The organism is Streptomyces hesseae, assembly GCF_031845785.1.
Taxonomy (GTDB): Bacteria; Actinomycetota; Actinomycetes; order Streptomycetales; family Streptomycetaceae; genus Streptomyces; species Streptomyces hesseae.
In genome coordinates this window covers 93634-115930 of sequence record NZ_JAVRFI010000021.1, presented here as the reverse complement: position 1 = coordinate 115930, position 22297 = coordinate 93634, and the positions used below count along the sequence as shown (strand labels likewise).

Here is a 22297-nt window from a genome sequence, read left to right as displayed (position 1 = left end):
AGCACCCGGATTCCCTGATCCGGGGGCCACTACCGAGGACCGGCGGCGAGCGGAGCGCTCCTCCTCATACGGTTTCGCGTTGTGGGATCCAGATTACAAAGCTTCTGCGTCCCACGAGATACGCAAAGGGAGCGGCCCCCAGGATGTGGGAACCGCCCCCTTCATGGCGTCTTACTTGGCGCCCGCGGCACCGCGGCGGATGCCGAGGCGCTCGACCAGGGCGCGGAAGCGCGTGATGTCCTTCTTGGCCAGGTACTGAAGCAGACGGCGACGCTGGCCGACCAGGATCAGCAGACCACGACGGGAGTGGTGGTCGTGCTTGTGGGTCTTGAGGTGACCCGTCAGGTCGGAGATGCGGCGGGTGAGCAGCGCGACCTGGACCTCGGGGGAGCCGGTGTCGCCCTCCTTGGTGGCGAACTCGGCCATGATCTGCTTCTTCGTAGCGGCGTCGAGCGACACGCGTACTCCTTCTGATGTCTCGTTTTGGCCACCGAGTGCCCCTGGTCTCTATCTCAGGAGAGCTTCCGTTACTCGGGAGGCGGGGTCCGCTGGGCGCTGTCCCCAGATGCCCTGGCGGGCGTTCCGGAGGCGCGTACACAAACGGCCACTGGACACAGTACCAGCCCGGGGGCCTGATTCCGGCCCTGGGGCACGGCCCCGCGCAGGTCAGCTGCCCGCGAGGCCGCGCGCCCTCGCGTAGACGTCGAGAACGGCGAGGCAGAGGGGGACGAGGGCGAGCAGGACGGCGCTCTCGACCATGTCGGAGGCTCTCCCCCAGAAGGGTGACAGCCCCTTGCTGGGGATGATCAGCGCGACGGCGGTGAGCAGGGCCGCCACGGCGGCGACGGCCACGGTGATCCAGACCGTACTGATGTCGGAGGCGCCGCCGTGGGCACCGGAGAGCGGGCGCAGGGCCAGGCCGAGGACGAGCAGGGCGAGCCCGGCAAGCCCCGCGCCGAGGACGGTGGCGACCTGCGAGGTGTAGCGGAAGAGCCGGGCGCGCAGGGTCATGGCGAGCCCGGCGGCGAGGGCGAGGGCCGGGGCCCAGGGGCCGGTGGAGAAGGAGAGGACGGCGGCCGAGCCGACGACGACGGCCGAGCAGCCGCCCACGAGGCCGAGCAGCAGCTCGTGGCCCCGGCGGGCCCGCGCGGCGACGCGCTCGGCGTCGACGGGCACGGTGTCGGCGCCGCTCCGGGGCTCGTCCAGGTCGTCGCCGGCGGCGCGGGGCGCCGTGTAGCCGATGGGCAGCCGGGCGGCGCGGGCCGAGAGGGCGGGGAGGAAGGCGAGGGCGCCGATCGCGACGACGGCGCAGACGGCGGCCGCGGCGGAGGGCACGGCGCCGGTGAGGATCATCCCGAAGGTGGCCAGGACGCCGGTGGCGGAGGTCACGACAGTGGCGACGAAGGGGGCGTCGCCACGGGGGGTGACGGCGACGAGGACGACGGAGGCGATCAGGACGGTCGCGCAGCCGAGCAGGAACTGGAGGCGTCCCGCGCCCTGGCCCGCGGCGGGGCCGATGACGCCGGACCCGGCGATCAGCAGGTGCGGTACGGCCGCCAGGCCCAGGGCGACGGCCGAGCCGCGGTCCCCGTAGACCCGGGCCCGTACGCCCGCGTAGGCGGTCAGGAGGACGGCGACGGCACCGGCGACGATGCCGGGCAGGCCGTGGGTGTCGTGGCGCACGGGGTCGGCGTACCAGAGGACGAGGCCCAGGAGGACGAGCAGCAGGGCGGCGCCGGTGAGGCCCGCGGCGCGCAGCATGCCGGTGTTCCACAGGGCGCGGTCGCCGGTGACGGCCGTGGCCACGGCGTCGGAGACGTCGTCGTGGACGGCGGGCGGCAGGGATTCCGCGAACGGGCGGAGGGTGAGGATCTCGCCGTCGAGGACGCGCTGGGCCACGAGGGTGCGGGCGCCGTCGAGGACGGTGCCGTCGCGGCGGACGAGGTGGTAGCCGGTGGGGGCGCCCACGGGCTGGGCGCCTCCGGTCAGCCGGAGGATCTCGGGGTGGACGTCGGCGACGGGGAGGTCCTCGGGGAGGGCGACGTCGACGCGGCTGTCGGGCGCGACGACGGTCACCCGGCAGAAGCCGGTCGTGGCGGACGTACTCACCCGGATTGCTCCCTGATGCTGTCGGTGGTGTCTTAATTTGCTGCTGATTCAGATGTTTGGCCGACGGGTGGTCACCAACGGTGGCACTCGCGGCTGGTCACCCTACCGGGGGCGAACTCCCATACGCCGATAGGATCACCGTCTCGCGAGGGGCGGCCGGGGCCACAGGGGTGCCGGGCGGGAAACGGCCCCTCGGTGCAGAGGGGTTGAGCCGTTCCGTGACCCAGGTCGTCGTCAAACGCCAGCCTCGGGCCCTGCCGCCCGAGCTGCCGAGCGAGGAACTGCGGCTGGAGGCTCCTCCGGAGCTGCCGCGCGGCCGTCAGGAGGGCTTCCTGATGCAGCTGCTCCCCACGCTGGGCATGGCCTCGTCGATGGTCTACTTCTTCATGCCGGGCGCCAACCCCATGATGAAGATCATGGGCGTCCTGATGATGATGTCGACGCTCGGGATGACCGTCGCCATGGTCGTGCGGCACCGCCAGGGCACGCAGGGGCAGATGGCGGACGCGCGCCGCGACTACCTCAGATACCTCGCGCAGACCCGGCGCACCGTGCGGCGCACGGCGCGGGCGCAGCGCGACGCCCAGCTCTATCTCCACCCCTCCCCCGACCAGCTGTGGTCGGTGGTCGCCGAGGGGTCCCGCGTCTGGGAGCGGCGGACCGCCGACGACGACTTCGCGCAGGTGCGCGTCGGGCTGGGCGCGCAGCGGCTCGCGACGCCGCTGGTGGCCCCGGAGACGGCGCCCATAGACCAGCTGGAGCCGCTCACGGCGGGCGCGATGCAGCGCTTCCTGGCCGTGCACGGCTCGCTGGACGGGCTGCCCATGGCGGTGTCGCTGCGCGCCTTTTACCACGTCACCCTCTCGGGAGACCCCGACACGGTGCACGGCTGCGCGCGGGCGCTCGTCGCCCAGCTGGCCACGCTGCACTCCCCCGAGGACCTGGTCGTCGCCGTGGTGGCCGGGCGCGGCGCGGCGGCCCGCTGGGAGTGGACGAAGTGGCTGCCGCACGTGCAGCTGCCGGGCACGGCCGACGGGGCGGGCACGCGCCGGCTGATCGGCGACGACCTCGGCGAGCTGGAGGAGCTGCTGGCGCCTCGTCTGGAGGGGCGTCCCCGCTTCGGCCGTGACACCCGTCCCCTGGTGGAGCAGCCGCACGTGGTGCTGTTCCTGGAGGGCGCCGCGGTGCCGCCGGACTCGCTCTTCGCCTCGCCGGAGGGCTTGCAGGGCGTCACCGTCGTGGAGGTCGTGCCGGGCGGGCTGGACGAGCTGCGGGGCGGGCTGGCCATCAGCGTGGCGCCGGGCGCGCTGCGGCTGCGGTCGCAGGTGGCGGCGTACGACGGGGTGCCGGACACGCTGTCCCCGGAGGCCGCCGAGGCGCTCGCGCGACAGCTCGCGCCGCTGCGTCCGGGCAGTGGCGAGGAGGACGAGCCGCTGCTGGCCAACTGGGACTTCACGGAGCTGCTGGGGCTGGGCGACGCCGGCGCGGTGGACGTCGCCCGCACCTGGCGGCCGCGCACGCCCGCCGAGCGGCTGCGCGTGCCGATCGGCGTCGGCGAGGACGGCGCGCCCGTGATGCTCGACCTGAAGGAGGCCGCGCAGGACGGCATGGGCCCGCACGGCCTGTGCGTGGGCGCCACGGGCTCGGGCAAGTCCGAGCTGCTGCGCACGCTGGTGCTGGGCCTCGCGGTCACCCACTCCTCGGAGACGCTGAACTTCGTCCTCGCGGACTTCAAGGGCGGCGCGACCTTCGCGGGGATGTCCGGGCTGCCGCACGTCGCGGCCGTCATCACCAACCTCGCCGACGACCTGACCCTGGTCGACCGCATGCGCGACTCCATCACGGGCGAGCTCCAGCGCCGCCAGGAGCTGCTGAAGTCGGCGGGCAACTACGCCAACGTCCACGACTACGAGAAGGCGCGGGCCGCGGGCGCCGCCCTGGAGCCCCTGGCTTCACTCGTCCTGGTGATCGACGAGTTCAGCGAGCTGTTGACGGCCAAGCCGGACTTCATCGACATGTTCATCCAGATCGGCCGGATCGGCCGCTCCCTGGGCGTCCATCTGCTGCTGGCCTCGCAGCGCCTGGAGGAGGGCCGGCTGCGCGGGCTGGAGACGTACCTGTCGTACCGCGTCGGCCTGCGCACGTTCTCGGCCGCCGAGTCGCGTACGGCGCTGGGCGTGCCGGACGCCTACCACCTGCCGACGGTGCCGGGGTCGGGCTATCTGAAGTTCGGCACGGACGAGATGACCCGGTTCAAGGCCGCGTACGTCTCCGGCACGTACCGGGCGGGCGGGCCGGCCGGCGCGGACGGCGGGGCGCTGCCGGTCGAGCGGCGCCCGGCGCTCTTCACCGCGGCGCCGGTGCCGGTGACGTACGCGGCTCCGTTGGTTTCGGCCTCGGCACAGGTGGGGGACGACACCTTCACCGACACCGTCCTCGACGTGGTCGTACGGCGGCTGGAGGGCCAGGGCCCGCCCGCCCACCAGGTGTGGCTGCCCCCGCTGGACCGGGCGCCGTCCCTCGACCAGCTGCTGCCGCCGCTGGCGGAGGTCCCGGGCCGGGGCCTGACGGCCTCCGACCCCTCGCGCCAGGGCCGGCTCGTGGTGCCGCTGGGCATCGTCGACAAGCCCTTCGAGCAGCGCCGCGACGTCCTCCACCGGGACTTCTCGGGAGCGGCGGGCCACATGCTCATCGTCGGCGGCCCCCAGTCGGGCAAGTCGACGCTGCTGCGCACACTGGTCACCTCCTTCGCCCTCACCCACACCCCCGCCGAGGTGCAGTTCTACGGACTCGACTTCGGTGGCGGCGGCATGAGCGCCGTCGACGGCCTGCCGCACGTCGGCGGCGTCGCCTCCCGCCTCGACCCGGAGCGCGTACGCCGCACGGTCGCCGAGGTCGCGGGCATCCTGGCCCGCCGCGAGGAGTTCTTCCGCGCGCGGGGCATCGACTCCATCGCCACCTACCGGCGGCGCAGGGCCGCCGGCGACTTCGCCGACGAGGCCTGGGGCGACGTCTTCCTCCTGGTCGACGGATGGGGCAGCTTCAAGCAGGAGTACGAGCTCCTGGAAGGCGTCGTCACGGACATCGCGGCGCGCGGCCTCGGCTACGGCGTCCACGTCGTGGTGACCGCCTCCCGCAACATGGAGGTCCGCCCCGCCCTGAAGGACCAGCTCCTCAGCCGTCTGGAGCTGCGCCTCGGCGACACGATGGACTCGGAGTTCGACCGCAAGGTCGCCGCCAACGTCCCGGCCGGCGTCCCCGGGCGCGGCCAGCTCCCCGAGAAGCTCCACTTCATGGCCGGCCAGCCCCGGATCGACGGCGGCAGCGACCCGGCGACGCTGACGGACGCGACGGCCGACCTGCTCACGGCGGTCGGCGCCGCCTGGACCGGGCCCAGCGCCCCGCGCGTCCGGCTGCTGCCGCGCATGCTGCGGGCCGACGAACTGCCGAAGGGCTCCGAGTTCCCGGAGCGCGGCGTGGCCATCGGCCTCGACGAGACCAGCCTGGAACCCGTCTTCGTCGACTTCGAGACCGACCCCTTCTTCCTCGTCCTCGGCGAGAGCGAATCCGGCAAGACGGCGCTGCTGCGCCTGATCGCCAAGCAGCTCACCGCGCGCTACGGCCCGGACGAAGCGAAGATCGTCGTCGGCGACTACCGGCGCTCCCTGCTGGACGTCATCCCGGACACCCACCTCCTGGAGTACGCCCCGATCGCCTCGTCCCTCACCCTCCACGCCAACGCCCTCAACGGCCTGATGGAACGCCGCGCACCTCAGCCCGGCGTCACCCCGCAGCAGCTGCGGGACCGCAGCTGGTGGTCGGGCCCGCGCTTCTTCGTCATCGTCGACGACTACGAACTCGTCGCCACGGGAGGCGGCGGGAACCCCCTGGCGGTGCTGACGGAGAACCTGCCGTTCGCGCGCGACGTGGGTGTCCACTTCATCGTCGCGCGGAACTCGGCGGGCGCGTCGCGCTCCATGTTCGAACCCTTTATGCAGCGGGTGAAGGAGCTGGGCGCGCAGGGCGTCGTCCTGTCCGGCGACCCGGGCGAGGGCGACATCCTCGGCGGCGTCCGCCCGCGCCCGATGCCGCCGGGCCGGGGCTACTTCGTCTCGCGCAAGCGGGGGACGCCGCTGGTGCAGGTGGGGTGGGTGCCGGAGCAGCCGTAGGCGGGCGGGCGGCAGGAATCCGCCAAGAGATCAACAAGGGGGGTGCGTCACATGCGCCCCCCTTGTTAGCTTCGAACGTACGAATGCCTTGTCGTACAGGCGACTTGGCGACGATCTGGGGGGATCGTGACGTTCGAGAACGAGTGGGCAGAGCTGCGCGCCGACGCGGTGGCACGGACGCGGCTGAACGGGGTGCCGGGCGGCGCCGGTGGGGGGCCGGATCTCTCTTCCTCGGCCGCGAAGAAACGGTCAGCCGTATCGGCCCTGGAACAGCACATAGAACCGGACTCGCAAGCCGCCGGCCGGGTGGCGGACGAGACGTCCGAGGCCGCGGCGCGGGGCTTCCAGGACTGGGCCACGGGAGCCGGCATCACCGCGGCCCTGAAGGGCTGGCGCGCGTCGGTGAAGTCCCTCCAGGGCCGCCTCGCCGCCGACAAGGCGGCTCTGAGCGGCACGACCCGGCTGTTCACCGGCACGGACGCGGGAATCGCAGGCCAGTTCCCACTCCTGAAGCCGGGCGGCGACCCGCTGACGGCCAACCCTCCTTTCCCGTCGCGCGTAGCGAACTACTGAGGGGGCTCAGGACCACCATGCTCACGTACCACCAGGTCCTGACGACGGACCTCGCCCTCCTCACGACCGCGGCCGAGCAGTGGGACGCGGCGGCGAAGAAGTTCGAGTCCGTGCAGAAGGACTACGAGAGCCAGGTCAAGGCCATCGCCACCGACGGCTCCTGGACCGGCCAGGCCAACCTCGCGGGCAAGTCGGCCATGCAGCTGACGCACGACCAGTACACGGCGGCGGCGAAGGAGGCCCGCGCGCTCGCCTCCTTGCTGCGGGACGCCCATGCTCAGTTCACGGAGTTGCGGGGGAAGCTGAAGTCGGTGATCGCCGATGCCGGGAAGGACGGAATGCGGATCGGCGACGACGGGCGCGCGACCTGGACCAAGCGCGACGACCCCGCCGTCCTGCACGATCCCGATGCCCCAGCGGCGATCGCCAAGGCCGAGAATTCGTGGAACCAGCGCATAGCCGACGTAGTCCGCGCCTTCGACGACGCGGACCAGGGCGTCAAGCTGGCACTGACGAGTGCGGTCCAGAACACCGATGTCTTCAACAGCGGCCTCAACGGTTTCAACGCCCGGGCGGAAGGCGACATCGAGAAGGTCGAAGCTCGGGAGGCAGCCGAGCTGGCGACCAAGCTCGACTCCACCGGCCACCTCGACGCCAAGGACATGGCGGAGATGCAGCGCCTCTTCCGCGACAACAGCCACGACAAGGCGTTCAGCCAGACGCTCCTCAGCAGCCTCGGGCCCGAGAACCTCATCAAATTCACCAGCAGGGTGAACGCCGTCAGCCACGGCTCGGTCGCCGACAAGAACGCCTACCTGACACTCGACAAGGGGATGTCCGAAGCCCTCGCGACAGCCACCCGGGTCCCTGTCTTCAACGAGGGCGGCAAGCCGCTCAAGCCGGGCACCTTCGAATACAACGAGCAATACAAGAACTGGCTCGGCAGTTCCGACGGCAAGTTCTACAAGTCGTGGATGAACGACCTCAAGACCGCAGGTGTGCGGAAATACGACTACGACGGCATCACGGACGGGCTGCGGATCGGCGAGGGACACGAGCAGAAGGTCCGGGGATACCAGGCGCTCGTCACGATGATGCAGAACAGCGGCGACTACAACGCACAGTTCATGCAGGACCTGACGGACGACATGATCAAAGCGGAGCGCAAGGACAAGAACATCTGGGATCTTTACGGCCCCTTCGGGGGCAGGAAGCAGGACTGGTTCGCGCACGACCCGGTAGACCACGCTCTGGGCATCATGAGCAAGAACCCTGCCGCCGCCACGGCCTTCTTCGACCCCGAAGCCGCGATCTATGACCGAGACGCGAATGACGGCACGGGTGCATACCTGAAGAACGACAGGTTCGAATATCTGCGCGAGAAGCGCGACTGGGCCGTCAGGGACACCGTCGATATACTCGGGCAGAGGGAAGTCCACGGCCCGGATGCCGAAACCGACGACGGCCACAAGGGCTTCGGAGCTGCCCTGCAGAGCGCGGCAACGGGCCGCATTCCGGGCCAGGCCGCGACGGAGAGCCACCCGCACCACACGGAAACACAGACGCGGGTCTTCGAGGAGATCGCAACGAAATACGGCGAACTCACCAAGGCCAATCAGAGCGGCATGCCGGAGAACATCCGCCAGAATATGGCCCATGTGCTCGCCGATTATCCATCGGATGTCCACGACATTTTGGGCAAGGGCGGAGACATCGGCAGCCTGGACTCGGACCCGGGCCGGGCACACATTGACCGGGCCGGCCTCACCCAGTTCATCAGAGCCGCCTCGGAAGACGGCTCCGCGTTCCATATCATTCACCATTCGCAGAGCGCCGAAGCGGCCGAGAGAATCCACGGAATGAGCCGGGGCGACTTCCTCGGCAGGCCTCAGGGCGATGACACCGCCATGGGGCACGTGACCGAAGCGGGCAGAACGCTCGGTGCGCTGGATCGCATCAAGGCCGACGTCATCAGCGACCACCAGAACAGTGAGATATTCCGTAACAACTGGAACTCCAAGATCAATTACCATGTGCTTGGCGCTCCCCTCACTCTCATTCCTTATGCCGGAGACGGAATTCAGCGTTTGGTGGACGTAGGGACCTCCGAGTATGCGAACCATCTGAACGACAAGGTCACGGCGGACAGCACAGACCAGCTGATCTCCCAGTACGTCGGCGGCCAGCGGGAGCTCGAGAAGATGATCAGCAAACATGCCGACGCCCTCGGCGTCCCGTCGAAGGAGCTCATCGCAACGGGCACGCGCGGGCAGGATCTCCTGCTCGGGGCCGACAGCAGCTACGCGGACGGTATCGGGCGTGCCGGGCGAAGCACGGGCGGTGTCAACTGATGTTCCATCGCAGTTCTTCGTCGACATCTCCGAGGCGAAGAAAACTGGCGGTCGCCGTACTGGCACTGATCGTCGCGGCCGGCGCAGTCGCCTTCGCCGTCTCCAGGCCCTGGGAGACCACGGCACCTCAGCGGAGCATGTGCTGGGAGACTCTTTCCCGGCAGGACGCCGATTCGCTCCTCAAAAGCCCCACACCCGACTACGCCACGTACGACGGAAACGGCCCCCTCGATCTCACCCGGACGCAGAAGTGCCTCGTCTCGACGACGCCGAAGACTCCGCGCGACGATCTCTTGGACCCGCTGGCGTTCGTTGTCGAGTACGGCGGGGCGGAGAAGATCTGGCCGTACGGCGTCCGGTCGTTCTCGGAAGGCCCTCAGCTATACCGTGACCACTTTCCCCTGGGTAACAGCCTCAACGGGTGGACCGGAAACAAGAACGCCGCGGTGTGGCTGCCTGATGCATGCACCCGAAATGCGGCGAGCGGCGGAAATCCCGTCAAGGTCTCCATCGACCTCAGGGACGGCCAGGAGAAGGAGTGGGGCCCCGAGGAAACCCGCCGGCGCGTGACCGCAGCCCTCATGAAGACGGCCACCGGTCTGGCCGAAAAGCTCGGCTGCTCCACACCAGCCTTCCAGGCCGCGTCCTCGCCGCCCTCCCTGCCCACGCCTCAGGACGTAAACCCAGAGGGGGTTTGCGGGTTGACCGGTTTCGCCCCACTCACTCGGACACACGCGCAATACGTCCATAACACGGTGTCCGGAAGTGACTACCGCATGTGGAGTTGTGTACTCACAACCCCCGAAGAAGACTCCCGGGGCCAAGAGAGCGCGGGTTTCGCAGCATTCACCATCACCCAGAATCAACAATTGATCGCCGAGTACGAGCGACAGCGCTCCCGGTCCACGAAGGAAGCGCCTCCCTCAACCACATTGCTGAACTGTGACGCCACGAAGACGCTGGCGCACCTCGCCTATCCAGACGGCGGCAAAGCCCCTGCGGACCTCGACCGAGCCAGGGCGAATCTCGTCCCTGAACGGGACCTTTTCGATCAGTTCACGCTGGCGGTGTCCAAGTCGCTGAGATGCGATCGTACTGCGGCGTGACTTGAACGGAGCAGGGCAACATCCGCTCTCCCAACACCGGAACACGGGAAACATGACAGACCAGGCACAGGGTGACGTGTCACCCACCCATGACAACCAGTCACCTCAGCAAGGCAGCCAGAGCCTGGCGCAGGAGCTTCGAATATTTCTGATCGTTGTGCTAGCCGCAGGCGCTGTCTTCGCCCTGCTATTTCCGGTTAAACCAAGCAACACGTACGGCATATTCGACGAGAGAACCAGGAACTTCAGCTGTGGATCAGTCGTCTTCCCGAAAGGGCCTTTCGAAGAACGCTGCTCCATGGCCCACACACAACGTCTGGGGTTCGCAGGCCTCGGCCTGGCCGGAGCGTTCGTCTTGACGGCGGTCGCTCTCGCGAAGGCCGGTACCAGTCGAACGGAGTAGCTCAGTGCACCGCCAGAGCGTCATCCGATCAGCCGTTGTTCTCGCCTTGCTGGGCGGGATACTGACGGCCTGCGGCAGCATTTCCTCGAAAACGGAAGAGCCCAGGAGCGCGTCCGAGATCACCGACACCCTCGAGTTGATCCGCAGCGTGAACGACACCATGAAGTCCACGACGTTCCACTCCTCCGGCACGACAACCGCCCTCGACGGCGGCCAGGCGGAGACGTGGTCCGACCCACGCACCGGCGTCCACAGCACGGTGAAGGCAGGCAAGAACGGCGACACGTACTGCGAGGACGGCACGATATATCTCGGCGCGGCCATCGCTGCCGATACTTTGCAGAGGGTCGAGCACTCCCCGGTGACGGTGCCGGACTCTCTCGCCGGCATCTACGTGGCCACCAAGACCAAGTCGAGCTGCGACAGCCTCTACACCGTCTCCGAAGGCGCGGACCTCGCTCCGGAACAGAACTCCACGGTCAACGGGATCAGAACCATTGCCATGGTCACCACAGGTCAAAGCGCTTCCGACCAGAGCAGGGACGTCTATCAGATCGCGGCCACGGGGAAGCCGTACATCCTCCAGATCCAGTCGACCCGCGACGGCCGTACCAGCACGACCGTCTACGACTCGTTCGGCGACAAGGTTTCGATCCATATGCCACCGGCTGACCGGACGATGTCGATCGACGAGTTCCGCGCACGGGTCGTCCACCGGCGAACCGGCCGCGGTCCCGCCTGGGGTAGGCGGTCTCTAGAGGAACTGGTCAAGCTCGCCGCGCTTGGCGGCCTCTATGAAGTTGCGCAGGCCCTCACGGGTGGTGGTGACGAGCTCGTGGGGGCGGGCGGTCTCTCTGAGTATGGGGGTGCCGTCGGCGGTGAGGCCGACCTGGATGCAGGCGTTTCCGCCGCCCGAGCAGTAGGGCTCCTGCCACTTGATCTCCGACATGGCCGGTCCTCTCATGCTTCCTTGGCGATTGCGTGGATCAGTTCACGGGACTGTTTCAGCGACAGCGTCTTGCGCTCTGCGCGCTCGAACAAGCCGCGGTAGTTCTCCAACTGGTGCTCAGCGGTGAGGAAGACCGTGGTGTGCGCGGCGTCCAGTTGAACCGTGTCGAGCTGCGAGACCGCCCCGTAGGCGTAGAACACAGTCTGCCCAGCACCGGGGAAGCCCCCTGCGGCAAAAGGCAGGACACGGATTCGCACGTGGTCCCGCTCACTCACGGCCAGGAGATGCTCAAGCTGAGCGAGCGCAGCCTTGCGGCCCCCGAACTGCATACGCAATGCCGCCTCGTGGATGATCGCATCGAGCTGAGGTGGTTCCTTGTGGTCCAGTACCGCTTGCCGCCGCATGCGGTGAACGAGCCTGAGCTCCACTTCCCGGGTCGGCAACGGCTGCACCGCCTCCTCGAAGATCGCCCGTGCGTGATCCTCTGTCTGAAGCAGCCCGGGAATGTGGACGCTGGATGACGTGCGCATCTTGCGCGCACCATCCTCCAGCTCGGCGATGTCGAGGTACCCCGGAGGCAGAGACCCCCGGTACTCCTCCCACCAGCCCTTGTCCCGCTCGTCCGCCAACGCCACCAGCGCTTCCACGAGGCTCTCGTTCGCACAGCCGTAGTTGCATGCCAGGGTGCGCAGGCGGCCCGGGGTGATCCCCACGCGGCCGGCTTCAAGGTGGCTGACTTGATAGGCCTTGATGTTGATCAGCGCACCCGCGTCCTGGGCGCTCATGCCCGCGGCCTCGCGAAGCTTGCGCAACTCGATGCCCAGGCGTCGCTGCCGCTGCGTGGGATGGCTCCTCGACGGCATCCGACCCCCTCCTTGCGATCTATGCGAAGCATGCCGTGGCGTCAGGGGCCACGTCCACCGACAGGGTTGTCTTTGCGGACAAGGTTGTCCGGCGTGCCCGAGTGCCCCTACATTCGGTGACGCACCGCTCACACGCGACAGAGCCGGAAGCGCACCGCGCGAGCATGCCCAACTCTCCCTGGAGTGGGTGTACCCGCGCCCAGGGAGGCAAGCCACCGGCACAGGTCAGCGTGCCAGAACTCCCAACTGCCTCAGCACTTGGAGTGTCCGCGCATGAGCAACAGCGCACTCCGTCCACTGGAGACGTCGGCCGTGCCGACGCCCGCCAACTTCAACTACTCCCTCGGCTTGCCCGGAGGCCCGTACTGCCTTGGCGCCGCGCGCAATCTCGTACGTACCGTGCTGCGTGAACACGAGCTCGGCGATCTGGCTGAGCTCGGCGTCCTCGCGGCGTCCGAACTCCTCGCCAGTGCCTACGCGTTCACGCCCGGGCGTGAGACCCACCTGTCGATGCGGTGGCGCTTCGGCGTGCTGAGACTGACCGTGTTCGACGAGCACCCCGCGCACGAGGCAGCGGAAATCATCGCCGCGTGTCTTGAGCGGCGGAGGGAGGCGCTGTCATTGCTGGATACAGTCGCCGACACGTGCGGCCGGATCTGTGGGCTGGCCGAGGCCGACACGCCCCTCCGCGGGAGCAAGGTCTGGGTAGTGCTCCCGCGAGAGGCGGGAGCGCTCTACGCACGGATCTGAGCACGCGGAAGGGTGGGCTCCCGCTGTGCGGCTGCCCACCCCCGGTGCTCTGCGGACCAGGCTCAGTAGCCCTCGGTGAAGAGCCGTGACGCCTTCACGTCCGTGACCTGGTAGTGGTCGGCGCCCTCCTGGATCTTTGCCGAGACCCGCTCGAGGATCTCCCCGATCTTGTTCGCCTTGTCCTGGAGACGCTTCTGGGCGTCCTCCATCGCCGTCTTGGCCTCGCCCTCCCAGCCGGCAGAGACGTTGGCGACGGCCGACTTCATGGCCGCGATCTCGTTCTGGATCACGCCCGCCGCGCCCTTGATCTGCCCTGCGGTCTCCCGCAGGGAGGCGTAAGTGACAAGGAGTTCGCCACCGTTTGTTGCCATTTTCCCGCTCCCCATGTCGTGTTTGGGCGCTCAGGGCCCAGCTGTTCTGACTACTAGCTGTACTGGTCGATGGCGCTGGCGGAGCCAACGCTCGATGCGATTTCCTGGTCGGTGGCGCCGGTGAGGGTATGCGTCTTGGCCACCGCCTCGCTGACGTGGTCAATGAGGCGCCGCACGGCGTCGTGCTCCCTGTTCAGCTCCTCCTGCGCGGTCTTGAACACCGTGCTGGCCTGGCCCTTCCATGCGCCGTCGACGGTCGCGATGGCATTGGACAGGGTGCGCAGGTTGGCCGTGAACGCCTGGCTCGACTGGTCCATGGCGTTCTTGAACGTCCTGAACGCGTCGTCATTGACCTTCTGAGTGTTCGACATGTTTCACCATCCCCCATGAGTTGATTGCGAATCGGTACGTTTCGGATTCGCGCTTTGTGATTCGGCCCGTGCCCCTTGCTATTGCCGTCGGCGCCGCGCCATCAACGTGGTGACCGCGACACCGGCGATCGCTACGATGCCGATACCGACGCCCCACGACAGAGCGGTACCGCCGCCCTTGGCGGAGCCGGGCTCTGCGGCGGAACGGCGGTTCGGAGTCGCCGATGACGTCGAGCCACTCGAAGGCAGCGGCTTCGGCGAGGCGGATTCGCCGGCGGCGAGCAGCGGGTTGACGTCAGCGGGGCCGGGATCGCCCTCGCCGTCCAGGAGGACTTTGCGGGGGCGGACGATACCGTAGCCGATGTACGGGCTCGGGATCTTGCCCGTGGTCGGCTTGCCGGCGGTTTCCAGCAGGACCCTGAGGACCTGGTTGTTTGTCCAGTCCGGGTGTTTGGACCAGATCAGGGCGGCGGAGGCGGAGGCGAGGGCGGTGGCTTGGCTCGTGCCGCCGCCATCGCAGAACCCCTCGCTCTTGGTGCAGCGGCCCGGGATGTTCTCCCCCGGCGCGGCGAGGGCCACGTTGCTGGCGCTGTTCGACCACTTGGTGACCGTGCTGGTGCTGTCGATCGCGCCCACGGATACGACTCCGGGGATTGCCGCGGGGTAGTTGGGCAGGTTCCCCTTGTCCCTGTCGTTTCCTGACGCGGCGAAGATGAGCGCCCCCTTGGCCAAGGCGTGCCTCACCGCTGCTTCCGTCTGCGGCGACTGGCTGATGTCTCCGGGGGCACCCATCGAAATGTTGATGACACGAGCGCCGTGATCCACCCCGTAGCGGATTGCTCTGGCCATGATCGGATCACTGGCATCCGCAAGTCCCGCGCCCACGGTTCTGACGGGCAGGATCCTGGCTCCCGGCGCCAGCCCTTGGATTCCGCCTCCATCCCCGGCTCCTGCGATCAGCGTGGCCATATTCGTTCCGTGGCCGACTTTGTCGACGTCGGCTCCCAGGGGCTTGTTGGACACGTCGTCGCCCTGGACCGTTTTCCCCTTCAGTTCAGAAATCGACGAGTCGACCCCCGTGTCCACCACCGCGACGGTGATGCCTTCTCCCCGGCTCACAGTCCACATCTGCTGAGCCTGCATGGCGTCCAGATACCACTGCCGTGACGCCATCTCGTCCGCTACGGCATGCGGAGCGGTACCGCAGAGAGTCAGCGTTGCGGCGGCCAGGAGAGAGGGCACCGGCAGAGTGCGGTGTCTCAGGCGGTGGGGCCCGCGTGGCATTGGTCCGAAGTCTCCTTGAGAAGGGTGTGCAAGAGGCGAGCTACTCGATGACGGGCGGGACTGTGTTGCGCCGCCCACCTGTCCATGTCTCCTCATCCTCCGTGAGGTACGAAGGTCGGCCGCCAGTCGACCGCCGGGCAGCTCCAGGCGCGACGGCACCGACATGCGGCACCGCGCCCGGTGCCTGCGTCCCGCGTACGAGCCCGGAACCACCTTGGGTGAATTCCGACCTCGCGCGGGACAACGCCTGCTCCGAGACCGAACCACGGGGGCTGCCGACAACGCCACCCGGCTCGGAGGCCGACCTCCGGCCGACACCGATGCCGTGCGCACCGGGCATGCCAACAGCCGCTCCGGGGTAACCGCCCGCCCCCATCGGACCGCGACCGGGCAGACCGCGCTCGTCGCCGACGACCGTCCCCCTCGGCAGCTTCGCGGTGACGGCCCCGCCTCCCGGACGAGCCGGTAGACCTCCCACGATCCCTTCGTCCGGGCGTGGCAAGCCAGCACCCCGGGGCATGGTCAGGCCACCCGGCATCGGGGGCAACACGGGAGGTGGCCCGCCGGGCCCCTGCGGCGCAGGGGCACCGCCGTGATGCTGAACGGGATCAGGTGCCGGGACAAGTGTGTGGGACGACGGCAGAACAGTCGTTGAATCGACGTTCGTTCCCGATGTCGACCCGGCACCGGGGGCCGTTGCCGCCCCCGCGCCGACGCTTCCGTGTCCGACCGTGCCCGGAAGCAATGCACCGGTTGCCGCACTGTCGACATGAGGTGCGGCAAATGCCGCCCCGCCGGAACCGCCGACGGCATGCGATGAAGGCGACCCGAAAGACCCGCCGTCCGTCGCATGTCCGCTTGAAGGCGATGCCTCATAGGGCCGCTCCCAGCCTTCTTCCGGCGCGGCCTGCAACGCTGGCGGCAGCACAAACCGCGGCTCCTCCAGCCTCCCCAGATCCGCCTGCACCGTCCGGTAATACGAATCCAGCGTCCGCATCGCATCCACCGCGTGCTGGCGGTCCGTCTCCGCTGCCTTCAGGCGCGCCCGCTCCTTCTCCGGGTCCGTGAAGCACACGGACCCGGTCGGCTTGGGCATGCTCGACCGGGCCTTGGTCAGGCCCTCGGACGCGTGGTCCATCGCCGAGCCGACCGACGAGACATAATGCGCCAGCTTCGTGGTCTGCATGACCATTTGCTCGCCCCACTTGCGGAAGGCGTCGCCGCCCTCGCCCTCGAGTCTGACGCGGCCGACGTGTTCCTTCAGGTCCCTGCTGATCCCGTCCAGATCCGCGAAGGCCTTCTTGAGGGCCTTTCCGACTTCGTGCAAATGTTCCGGCTTGGCATCGGCCACCATGGCGTACAGCGCTTCGTGCGGCTTTCCCTGGAATTCCGCGTCCGACATTCCTGTCTCGTCCTCCCCCTAGAGTCCGGTCCCGCCGGTTCCCGCGGGCGTGCCGGGTGCGGTGCTCCGGGTGGTCGGGCCGTGTTCGTACGCGTGCGCGCGCTCCTGGATCGCCCGCATCCGGGCGGCCTCGTCCGCGTCGATACCGTCGTAGCCGCGCTCGGCGACGAGCGCGGCGAGGCCCATGGCCTCGACCTGATCGCCGAAGACCTTCGAGAGGGTCTCCAGCCTCGCGTGGACCGCGTCGTACAGCGCAGCCAGGCCTTCGGCCGAGCCGAAGCCCCTGCCAAAGGCGTCATGAGCGACCTTCTGGTCGCCCATCGACTTCGGTGAGGCCGCGGACGTCTCCAGGTCGGCCAGCACCTTGTCGATGCGGTTCTTGAACGTCGTCAGCGTCTCGGCCTCTTTGGCCAGGTGGTCGTTCGTCCCCCGGGCGTCCATCCCCAACTTCCCCTCCCCCATGTGCTCGTCACTGTAGTCACAGGCACTGACACGCTCCGACCAAATTCCGCCAGGCGCGCGTCAGATATGCGTCAGGCCGCGGCTACCGCGAGGTGGGCGACCAGGGTCCTGGGGCGAGCCGGACGCCATCCGGGCGTGCGGAGGTCGGGGATGAGGCGGGTGGTGCGGCGGATTCACCTGTGCGGGTGGATACGCGGAACGGTTGGGTCATGGAATGAACCGCTTTCCCCGCTTCGGATATTGAGTCGATCGATGGACAGGTGGCCGAACTCCCGTCGCCACGCCCCCGCCGATTGCTAGCGTCGGCGGCGGTGCCTCGCACCCATACCGTCGGTTGATCGGAAGAGGAGTCCCGCGCAGTGGCCACAGAAGAAGAGAAGGAAGCGCTGTACGCCATGGACATCTCGGGCGCCGAGTGGCTCAGCGCCCCGGGTGACACTTCCGAGGTGCGTGTGGAGATCGCGTATCTGGAGGGGGGCGCTGTCGGAATGCGGGCCTCGAACGACCCCGACACCGTGCTGCGTTACACCGCGAGCGAGTGGGAGGCGTTCGTCCTGGGCGTGCGTGACGGGGAGTTCGACATCGAGGTCGAGGACGGTAGCGGCGACAGCGTCGCCGCTACCGGCGCCCCGGGCGACGCCAAGGAGTAACGGCCGGCGTGGGGCGTACCGGGTGCCCCCGGCGCGCCCCCCGTCACGCGTCCGGTGCGCTGATCGCGAAGATGATGCCGTCGTTCTCGCCGCCGATCGGCCCGTCGTTGACCAGGAGCAGGCGGTCGTTCACCAGGTGGGGGGCGCCCGGCGCCTTGCCCATCGCGGCTTCGTTCTTGCGGTCGCGATCGTCGTTCGAGTGGTCGACCGTGCGTACTTCCTTGCCGGTCGCCGCGGATACGTACGCGGTCCGGCCGGGGCGGTCGGGTGTCGCGGGGATGAACGTGGCCAGTTGGCCCTTCCGTACGGCTACCGGGATCGTGACGCGGTTGGCGTCGCCCTTGTACGTCCAGCGTTCCTTGCCGGTGGTCAGGTCGTAGGCCATCGTCACGCCCTGGCCCGCGACGTACAGGCCGTCCTTGTCGACCAGCGCTCCGGTGCAGCCGGACGTCACGAGGAAGCACGTGCCCAGGCGCCAGTAGCTGTTGTAGGGGACGCGTGTCTTCTCCTTTCCGGTGCCCGGGTCCAGGACGACGAAGTCGTACCGGTTGTCCGTGCCGCCGACGCCGGGCGACTGCGAGAGGACCAGCGGGTCCGTGGAGATGACGGACACGAAGCCGTCATTGCGCTTGAGGGACGTGGTCCACTTCGGCTTGTCCAGTTTCCTGGGGTCGAGTGAGCGGATCTTGATTTCGCGGTCCCCGCAGTAGGTGATGGCGATCAGCTGTTTGCCGCCCGCCGCGTCGGCCCATTCGCAGGCGTTCTGCTTCTGCTGGTCCACGCGCTTGCCGTCGGCGAGGCCGCGCGTCTGCTCGCCGTCCTTCCAGGCGGTGTAGACGTGGCCGTCGTGGACGGCGAGCTTCGGGCCCGACTTGCCCCACTTCTCCGGGTCGAGGCTGTCCCCCGCGTCCTTCTCGTCCATCAGCAGCTCGTCCCACACCCGGTGGCCATCGCGCAGGTCGATGGCCTTGAGGTTCATGCAGTGGTTGCCGAACATGACGGCGACGACCGCCACGTCCCCCTCGGTGTCGCGGGAGGCGGCGCAGAGCGAGCCGGTGAGGAGGAGGGACCACTTCTTCTCGCCGGTCCTGATGTCATAGGCCGTGACCACGTCCGGCTCGGCCTTGACGACGAGCGTCGAGGTGAACCAGGTGCCGAGGGACTGTGCCATCTTGTCGTCGGGCTTGGTCCGCGACTTCGCCCACCAGACGGCCGCCCCCGCGGCCCGCGCCTGACCGCCGTCCTTCTTTCCCTGCTTGGAGGAGTCGTCGCCCATGGCGGACCACAGGGCCCAGCCGCCCGCCGAGAGCAGCAGGACGAGCGCCAGACCGACGAGCACGGCGGGCCTGCGCCACAGCGGACGGCGGGGGGTGAAGTTCCCGCCGAGGCTGGAGACGGGCCGCTGGGACGGCACGGTCGGCGGCGGTGCGACCTGCGGATGGCCCGGGGCCGTCGGGGGGTGCGGGTATCCGTACGAGGGGTGATGGGGTTGTGTCACTGACGGGGCTCCTGGATCGCTGTTCTCATTCGGGGACACGCACGCGTCAGTGGAAGGCCATCATCATCGTGCTGCCGGTCATGCCTTCCATGACGGCCACGTAGAAGTGGTCGTCATGGAAGTAGGCGATGCCTCGACGAGCGATGTCGTATTCGCGTTCGTTGGACTCCTGCGGCAGCCGCATGAAGTCGGCCGCCTTGCCGTCGGCCGGGTCGAGGGAGAGCAGCTTTCCGCTCTCGTCCTTCGTGGCCTGCTGGTAGACCAGCAGCCGTCCGTCCCGCATGGTCACGGGGCGGTTGCTGCGGTTGCCGCTCAGCGTGGTGCTCCAGCGCTGCTTTCCCGTGGTCAGGTCGATCGCGACGACGGCGTTGGGGTTGGCGCCGTCGTTGGTGTACTCCTTGCCGGCCGTGGACAGGTAGACCGTGTTCCCGTCGACCACCGCCATACGGCAGGAGGCCAGCTCACCGAAGGTGCAGTCCGAGAGGTCGTAGGGTCCGGCCGAGACGGATATCAGGGTCTTCAGCCGGCCGTTCTCGTCGAGGCTGGCGAGGTCCGAGGGGTCGTTGTCGTTCTCCCGGCCGACCACCAGGACGGCGGGCTTCACGGAGAGGACGTTCTTGACCTTGATGCCGTCCGGGACCTTCCAGATCCAGTTCTCATTGCCGGTCCTGGGGTCGACGTTCATGACGTAGATCCGCCCGAAGGCCTGGCACTGGGCGATGGTGAGCCGCCCGGAGCCGTCGGTGAACGAGCCGCGCTCCTGGCAGCCGTAGTCGTGGGGCTTGCGGCGGCTGCCGTCCGCGATGGCGAAGACCTTCGGGTCGCCGCCGTCCGCCACGGATATGACGCCCTGGCCGATCGTGATGTCGGCCGAGCTGGCGCTGCTGCTCAGGCCCTTGTCGTTGGTGAGTTCCTTGGACCACAGCACACGGCCGCGCGCCAGGTCCACGGCCATCACCATGTTGCAGTCGTAAGGACCCTTGCCGTGGATGACGGCGGCGACGCCGTCGGCGGGCTTCGCGGAGCTCTTGCAGGTGTACCCGCCGTCGGGGGCGGGGATGGTCCAGGCGACCTTGCCGGTCTTGCCGTCGTACGCGGTGACCGCCCGGCTGGTGGTCACGGCGACCTTGTCCTTGGCGAACCACAGCGGCCCCAGCGGGTGGGACTCCTTCTTGTCCTCCTCCGGCAGGGCCGCCACCCAGTCGAGCTTGGCGGCGACGGCCTGGGGCGGGCCCTTCGGCTTCGGTGAATCGTTTCCGCCGCGGCCCCAGAGCAGCCAGCCGCCCGTGCCCGCTCCGGCCACCAGCAGCAGCCCCAGCCCGATGATCAGGGCCTTGCGCCGCTTGCCGCCCCCGCCGGAACCCTGGGTACCACCGGAGCCCTGCCCGCCACCGGAGCCCTGGGCACCGGCGGCGTCCGAGGTGCCCGGCGTCGCCGGTCCGAACGCGCCGGGCGCGGGGCCGAAGCCGGCCGGGCCGCCTTGGGGCGCGGTGATGGGGGACGCCGGGACGGTGCTCGGGTCGCGCTGGTCGTAGCGGGTGTCCCAGATCTGGGGCGGCCGCTGCCGCGGGGCCTCCGGCGGGAGTTCGCCGCCGTGCGGGGGGTGGGGTGGTGGCTGAGTCATGGATTCCTTTCTGCGGTGCCGCCCGCAGCGGCCGATGGGGCGCTCACGTGTCCGTACGGACGCGGCGGCGGTTGCGGTCCCGTACGACGACGGCGGAGCCGGCGATCGCGGCGACCAGCGCGGCGGTGCCGCCCAGGGCGTAGGTGGCCAGGCGGGCCTGTCGCTCCTGCGGGCTCTCGCCCAGGGGGAGGGCCGCGGGTTCGGGGGCGGCGACGGGGTGGGCCGGGCCGCCGGGGGCGGTGACGCGGTCGAGGGGGTGGTCGTCCTCGGTGAGGGCGCGGGCGGGGTCGACGACGCCCCAGCCGATGTAGCGGTCGCGGCCGACGGACGGGCGTTCCGCGGTCTGCTCGATCTGGGCGACCACCTGGTGCTGTTTCCAGTCGGGGTGTTTGGCGCGGATGAGCGCGGCGACCCCGGCGACGTAGGGGGCGGAGAAGCTGGTGCCGTGGTCGACGCACTGTCCGCCGCCGGGGACGGTGGAGACCATGTCGACGCCGGGCGCGGCCACACCGACGAAGTCGCCGGACTGGGAGAAGGGCGCCCGCTCGTTGTTGCGGTCGGAGGCTCCGACGGCGAGGACGCCGGGGTAGGCGGCCGGGTAGGTGGCCTTGGCCTGGCCGTCGGCGCCGTCGTTGCCGGCCGAGGCGACCACGACGACGTCGTGGGCGAGGGCGTACTGGACGGCCTGTTCCAGGTCGGAATCGGGGCGCAGCGGGGTGGCGGTGTCCTGGGAGATGTTGATGACGCGGGCGCCCGCGTCGACGGCCTGCCGGATGCCGACGGCGAGAGTGCGGGAGGTGCCGGTGCCCTTCTCGTCGTTCTGCCGGATCGGGATGATGACCGACTCCGGGGCGATGCCGACGAATCCGCTCGTCGGGGAGGGGCGGGCGGCGATGATGCCGGCGACCTTGGTGCCGTGGCCGACGGGGTCGACGGTGGGACCCGCGGGTCCGGCGGCGGGGCCGGGTGCCGGGGCGGGGCCCTGGCCGCCCGGGTCCTTGGCGCCGGTGAGCAGGTCGGTGCCGCTCCTGGCGTCGACGGCGTCCTTGAGCTGCGGGTTGAGGTTGTCGACGCCGGTGTCGATGACGGCGACGCGGACGGGGTTGCCGTGGCCGTCCCTGCCCCGGGTGTCCTGCCAGAGCTGGTCGAGGAGGACGCGCTGGAGCGACCAGGGGGTGCCCTTGATGGGTTTGGCGGGGTAGGTGCACTCGCCGCTTCCGTCCAGGGCGACCGGGGCCGGGGAGGTGGGAGCGGGCGCCGCCCCCGTGGTGAGGGCGGTCAGCAGGGTGGCGGAGAGGAGGGTGGCGGAGCGGAGGGCCTGCGTTCGCTTACGGGCGTTCGTTCGCTTACGGGCGTTCACGG

General features: G+C 69.2%; 18 protein-coding genes. 7 read left to right on the top strand and 11 right to left on the bottom strand.

Annotated elements, in window-relative coordinates; genetic code table 11:
• Positions 1-171: 171 nt before the first annotated feature.
• A complete protein-coding gene (gene rpsO / locus RM609_RS26605; protein WP_311614106.1) occupies positions 172-459 on the bottom strand; it encodes a 30S ribosomal protein S15 in 288 nt (95 codons plus the stop codon).
• Positions 460-666: 207 nt separating this feature from the next.
• A complete protein-coding gene (gene eccD / locus RM609_RS26600; RefSeq protein WP_311614105.1) occupies positions 667-2109 on the bottom strand; it encodes a type VII secretion integral membrane protein EccD in 1443 nt (480 codons plus the stop codon).
• Between the two features lie 218 nt (positions 2110-2327).
• Between eccD and eccCa the strand changes: the two genes are divergently transcribed.
• From eccCa to RM609_RS26575, 5 genes are all read left to right on the top strand, one after another.
• The gene (eccCa, locus tag RM609_RS26595; RefSeq protein ID WP_311614104.1) at positions 2328-6278 is read left to right on the top strand and encodes a type VII secretion protein EccCa; all 3951 of its coding nucleotides are present in this window, start codon (positions 2328-2330) and stop codon (positions 6276-6278) included.
• Between the two features lie 126 nt (positions 6279-6404).
• Positions 6405-6851: a hypothetical protein gene (locus tag RM609_RS26590; protein WP_311614103.1), complete on the top strand. Its 447-nt coding sequence runs from the start codon at positions 6405-6407 to the stop codon at positions 6849-6851.
• A 17-nt stretch (positions 6852-6868) separates the two neighbouring features.
• On the top strand, positions 6869-9202 hold the full coding sequence (locus RM609_RS26585) for a hypothetical protein (protein ID WP_311614102.1): 2334 nt from the start codon (positions 6869-6871) through the stop codon (positions 9200-9202).
• A complete protein-coding gene (locus RM609_RS26580) occupies positions 9202-10308 on the top strand; it encodes a hypothetical protein (protein ID WP_311614101.1) in 1107 nt (368 codons plus the stop codon). The genes RM609_RS26585 and RM609_RS26580 overlap by 1 nt, the downstream gene beginning before the upstream one ends.
• Positions 10309-10715: 407 nt before the next feature.
• Positions 10716-11762: a hypothetical protein gene (locus RM609_RS26575; protein ID WP_311614100.1), complete on the top strand. Its 1047-nt coding sequence runs from the start codon at positions 10716-10718 to the stop codon at positions 11760-11762.
• On the opposite strand, the gene RM609_RS26570 is transcribed toward RM609_RS26575, so the two are convergent.
• Positions 11672-12523, bottom strand: a complete 852-nt coding sequence (locus RM609_RS26570) for a helix-turn-helix domain-containing protein (RefSeq protein ID WP_311614099.1) — start codon at positions 12521-12523, stop codon at positions 11672-11674. The two genes, RM609_RS26575 and RM609_RS26570, sit on opposite strands and share 91 nt — an antisense overlap.
• A gap of 273 nt (positions 12524-12796) precedes the next feature.
• Between RM609_RS26570 and RM609_RS26565 the strand changes: the two genes are divergently transcribed.
• Complete coding sequence (locus tag RM609_RS26565) at positions 12797-13273, top strand: ATP-binding protein (RefSeq protein WP_311614098.1); 477 nt, start codon at positions 12797-12799, stop codon at positions 13271-13273.
• Positions 13274-13335: 62 nt separating this feature from the next.
• Here the strand turns inward: RM609_RS26565 and RM609_RS26560 are convergent, their stop codons facing one another.
• From RM609_RS26560 to RM609_RS26540, 5 genes are all read right to left on the bottom strand, one after another.
• Positions 13336-13644, bottom strand: coding sequence for a WXG100 family type VII secretion target (locus RM609_RS26560; RefSeq protein WP_311614097.1), 309 nt, complete (start codon positions 13642-13644; stop codon positions 13336-13338).
• Positions 13645-13697: 53 nt separating this feature from the next.
• A complete protein-coding gene (locus tag RM609_RS26555) occupies positions 13698-14015 on the bottom strand; it encodes a WXG100 family type VII secretion target (protein WP_311614096.1) in 318 nt (105 codons plus the stop codon).
• Between the two features lie 78 nt (positions 14016-14093).
• Positions 14094-15257 (bottom strand): S8 family serine peptidase, encoded by a 1164-nt coding sequence (locus tag RM609_RS26550; protein WP_311614095.1) that lies wholly within the window; start codon positions 15255-15257, stop codon positions 14094-14096.
• 82 nt (positions 15258-15339) lie between these two features.
• Positions 15340-16701 carry a hypothetical protein gene (locus RM609_RS26545; protein ID WP_311614094.1) on the bottom strand — a complete coding sequence of 454 codons (1362 nt, stop codon included), beginning with the start codon at positions 16699-16701 and terminating at the stop codon, positions 15340-15342.
• Between the two features lie 18 nt (positions 16702-16719).
• Complete coding sequence (locus RM609_RS26540; RefSeq protein ID WP_311614093.1) at positions 16720-17163, bottom strand: DUF2563 family protein; 444 nt, start codon at positions 17161-17163, stop codon at positions 16720-16722.
• A 359-nt stretch (positions 17164-17522) separates the two neighbouring features.
• Here RM609_RS26540 and RM609_RS26535 point away from each other — a divergent pair, with 359 nt between their 5' ends.
• Positions 17523-17813 carry a DUF397 domain-containing protein gene (locus tag RM609_RS26535; protein ID WP_311614092.1) on the top strand — a complete coding sequence of 97 codons (291 nt, stop codon included), beginning with the start codon at positions 17523-17525 and terminating at the stop codon, positions 17811-17813.
• A gap of 43 nt (positions 17814-17856) precedes the next feature.
• Here RM609_RS26535 and RM609_RS26530 read toward each other — a convergent pair whose 3' ends face one another.
• Genes RM609_RS26530 through mycP form a run of 3 tightly spaced genes read right to left on the bottom strand, consistent with a single transcriptional unit; the run spans position 17857 to position 22295 of the window.
• A complete protein-coding gene (locus RM609_RS26530; protein ID WP_311614091.1) occupies positions 17857-19311 on the bottom strand; it encodes an outer membrane protein assembly factor BamB family protein in 1455 nt (484 codons plus the stop codon).
• A 46-nt stretch (positions 19312-19357) separates the two neighbouring features.
• A complete protein-coding gene (locus RM609_RS26525) occupies positions 19358-20935 on the bottom strand; it encodes an outer membrane protein assembly factor BamB family protein (protein ID WP_311614090.1) in 1578 nt (525 codons plus the stop codon).
• A gap of 43 nt (positions 20936-20978) precedes the next feature.
• A complete protein-coding gene (gene mycP, locus RM609_RS26520) occupies positions 20979-22295 on the bottom strand; it encodes a type VII secretion-associated serine protease mycosin (protein ID WP_311614089.1) in 1317 nt (438 codons plus the stop codon).
• Between the last annotated feature and the right edge of the window lie 2 nt (positions 22296-22297).

Coding starts and splice junctions, on each gene's coding strand:
- RM609_RS26585 (WP_311614102.1), top strand. CDS start 6,869: ATGCTCACGTACCACCAGGTCCTGACGACGGACCTCGCCCTCCTCACG.
- RM609_RS26580 (WP_311614101.1), top strand. CDS start 9,202: ATGTTCCATCGCAGTTCTTCGTCGACATCTCCGAGGCGAAGAAAACTG.
- RM609_RS26570 (WP_311614099.1), bottom strand. CDS start 12,523: ATGCCGTCGAGGAGCCATCCCACGCAGCGGCAGCGACGCCTGGGCATC.
- RM609_RS26565 (WP_311614098.1), top strand. CDS start 12,797: ATGAGCAACAGCGCACTCCGTCCACTGGAGACGTCGGCCGTGCCGACG.
- RM609_RS26560 (WP_311614097.1), bottom strand. CDS start 13,644: ATGGCAACAAACGGTGGCGAACTCCTTGTCACTTACGCCTCCCTGCGG.
- RM609_RS26555 (WP_311614096.1), bottom strand. CDS start 14,015: ATGTCGAACACTCAGAAGGTCAATGACGACGCGTTCAGGACGTTCAAG.
- RM609_RS26545 (WP_311614094.1), bottom strand. CDS start 16,701: ATGTCGGACGCGGAATTCCAGGGAAAGCCGCACGAAGCGCTGTACGCC.
- RM609_RS26540 (WP_311614093.1), bottom strand. CDS start 17,163: ATGGGGGAGGGGAAGTTGGGGATGGACGCCCGGGGGACGAACGACCAC.
- RM609_RS26525 (WP_311614090.1), bottom strand. CDS start 20,935: ATGACTCAGCCACCACCCCACCCCCCGCACGGCGGCGAACTCCCGCCG.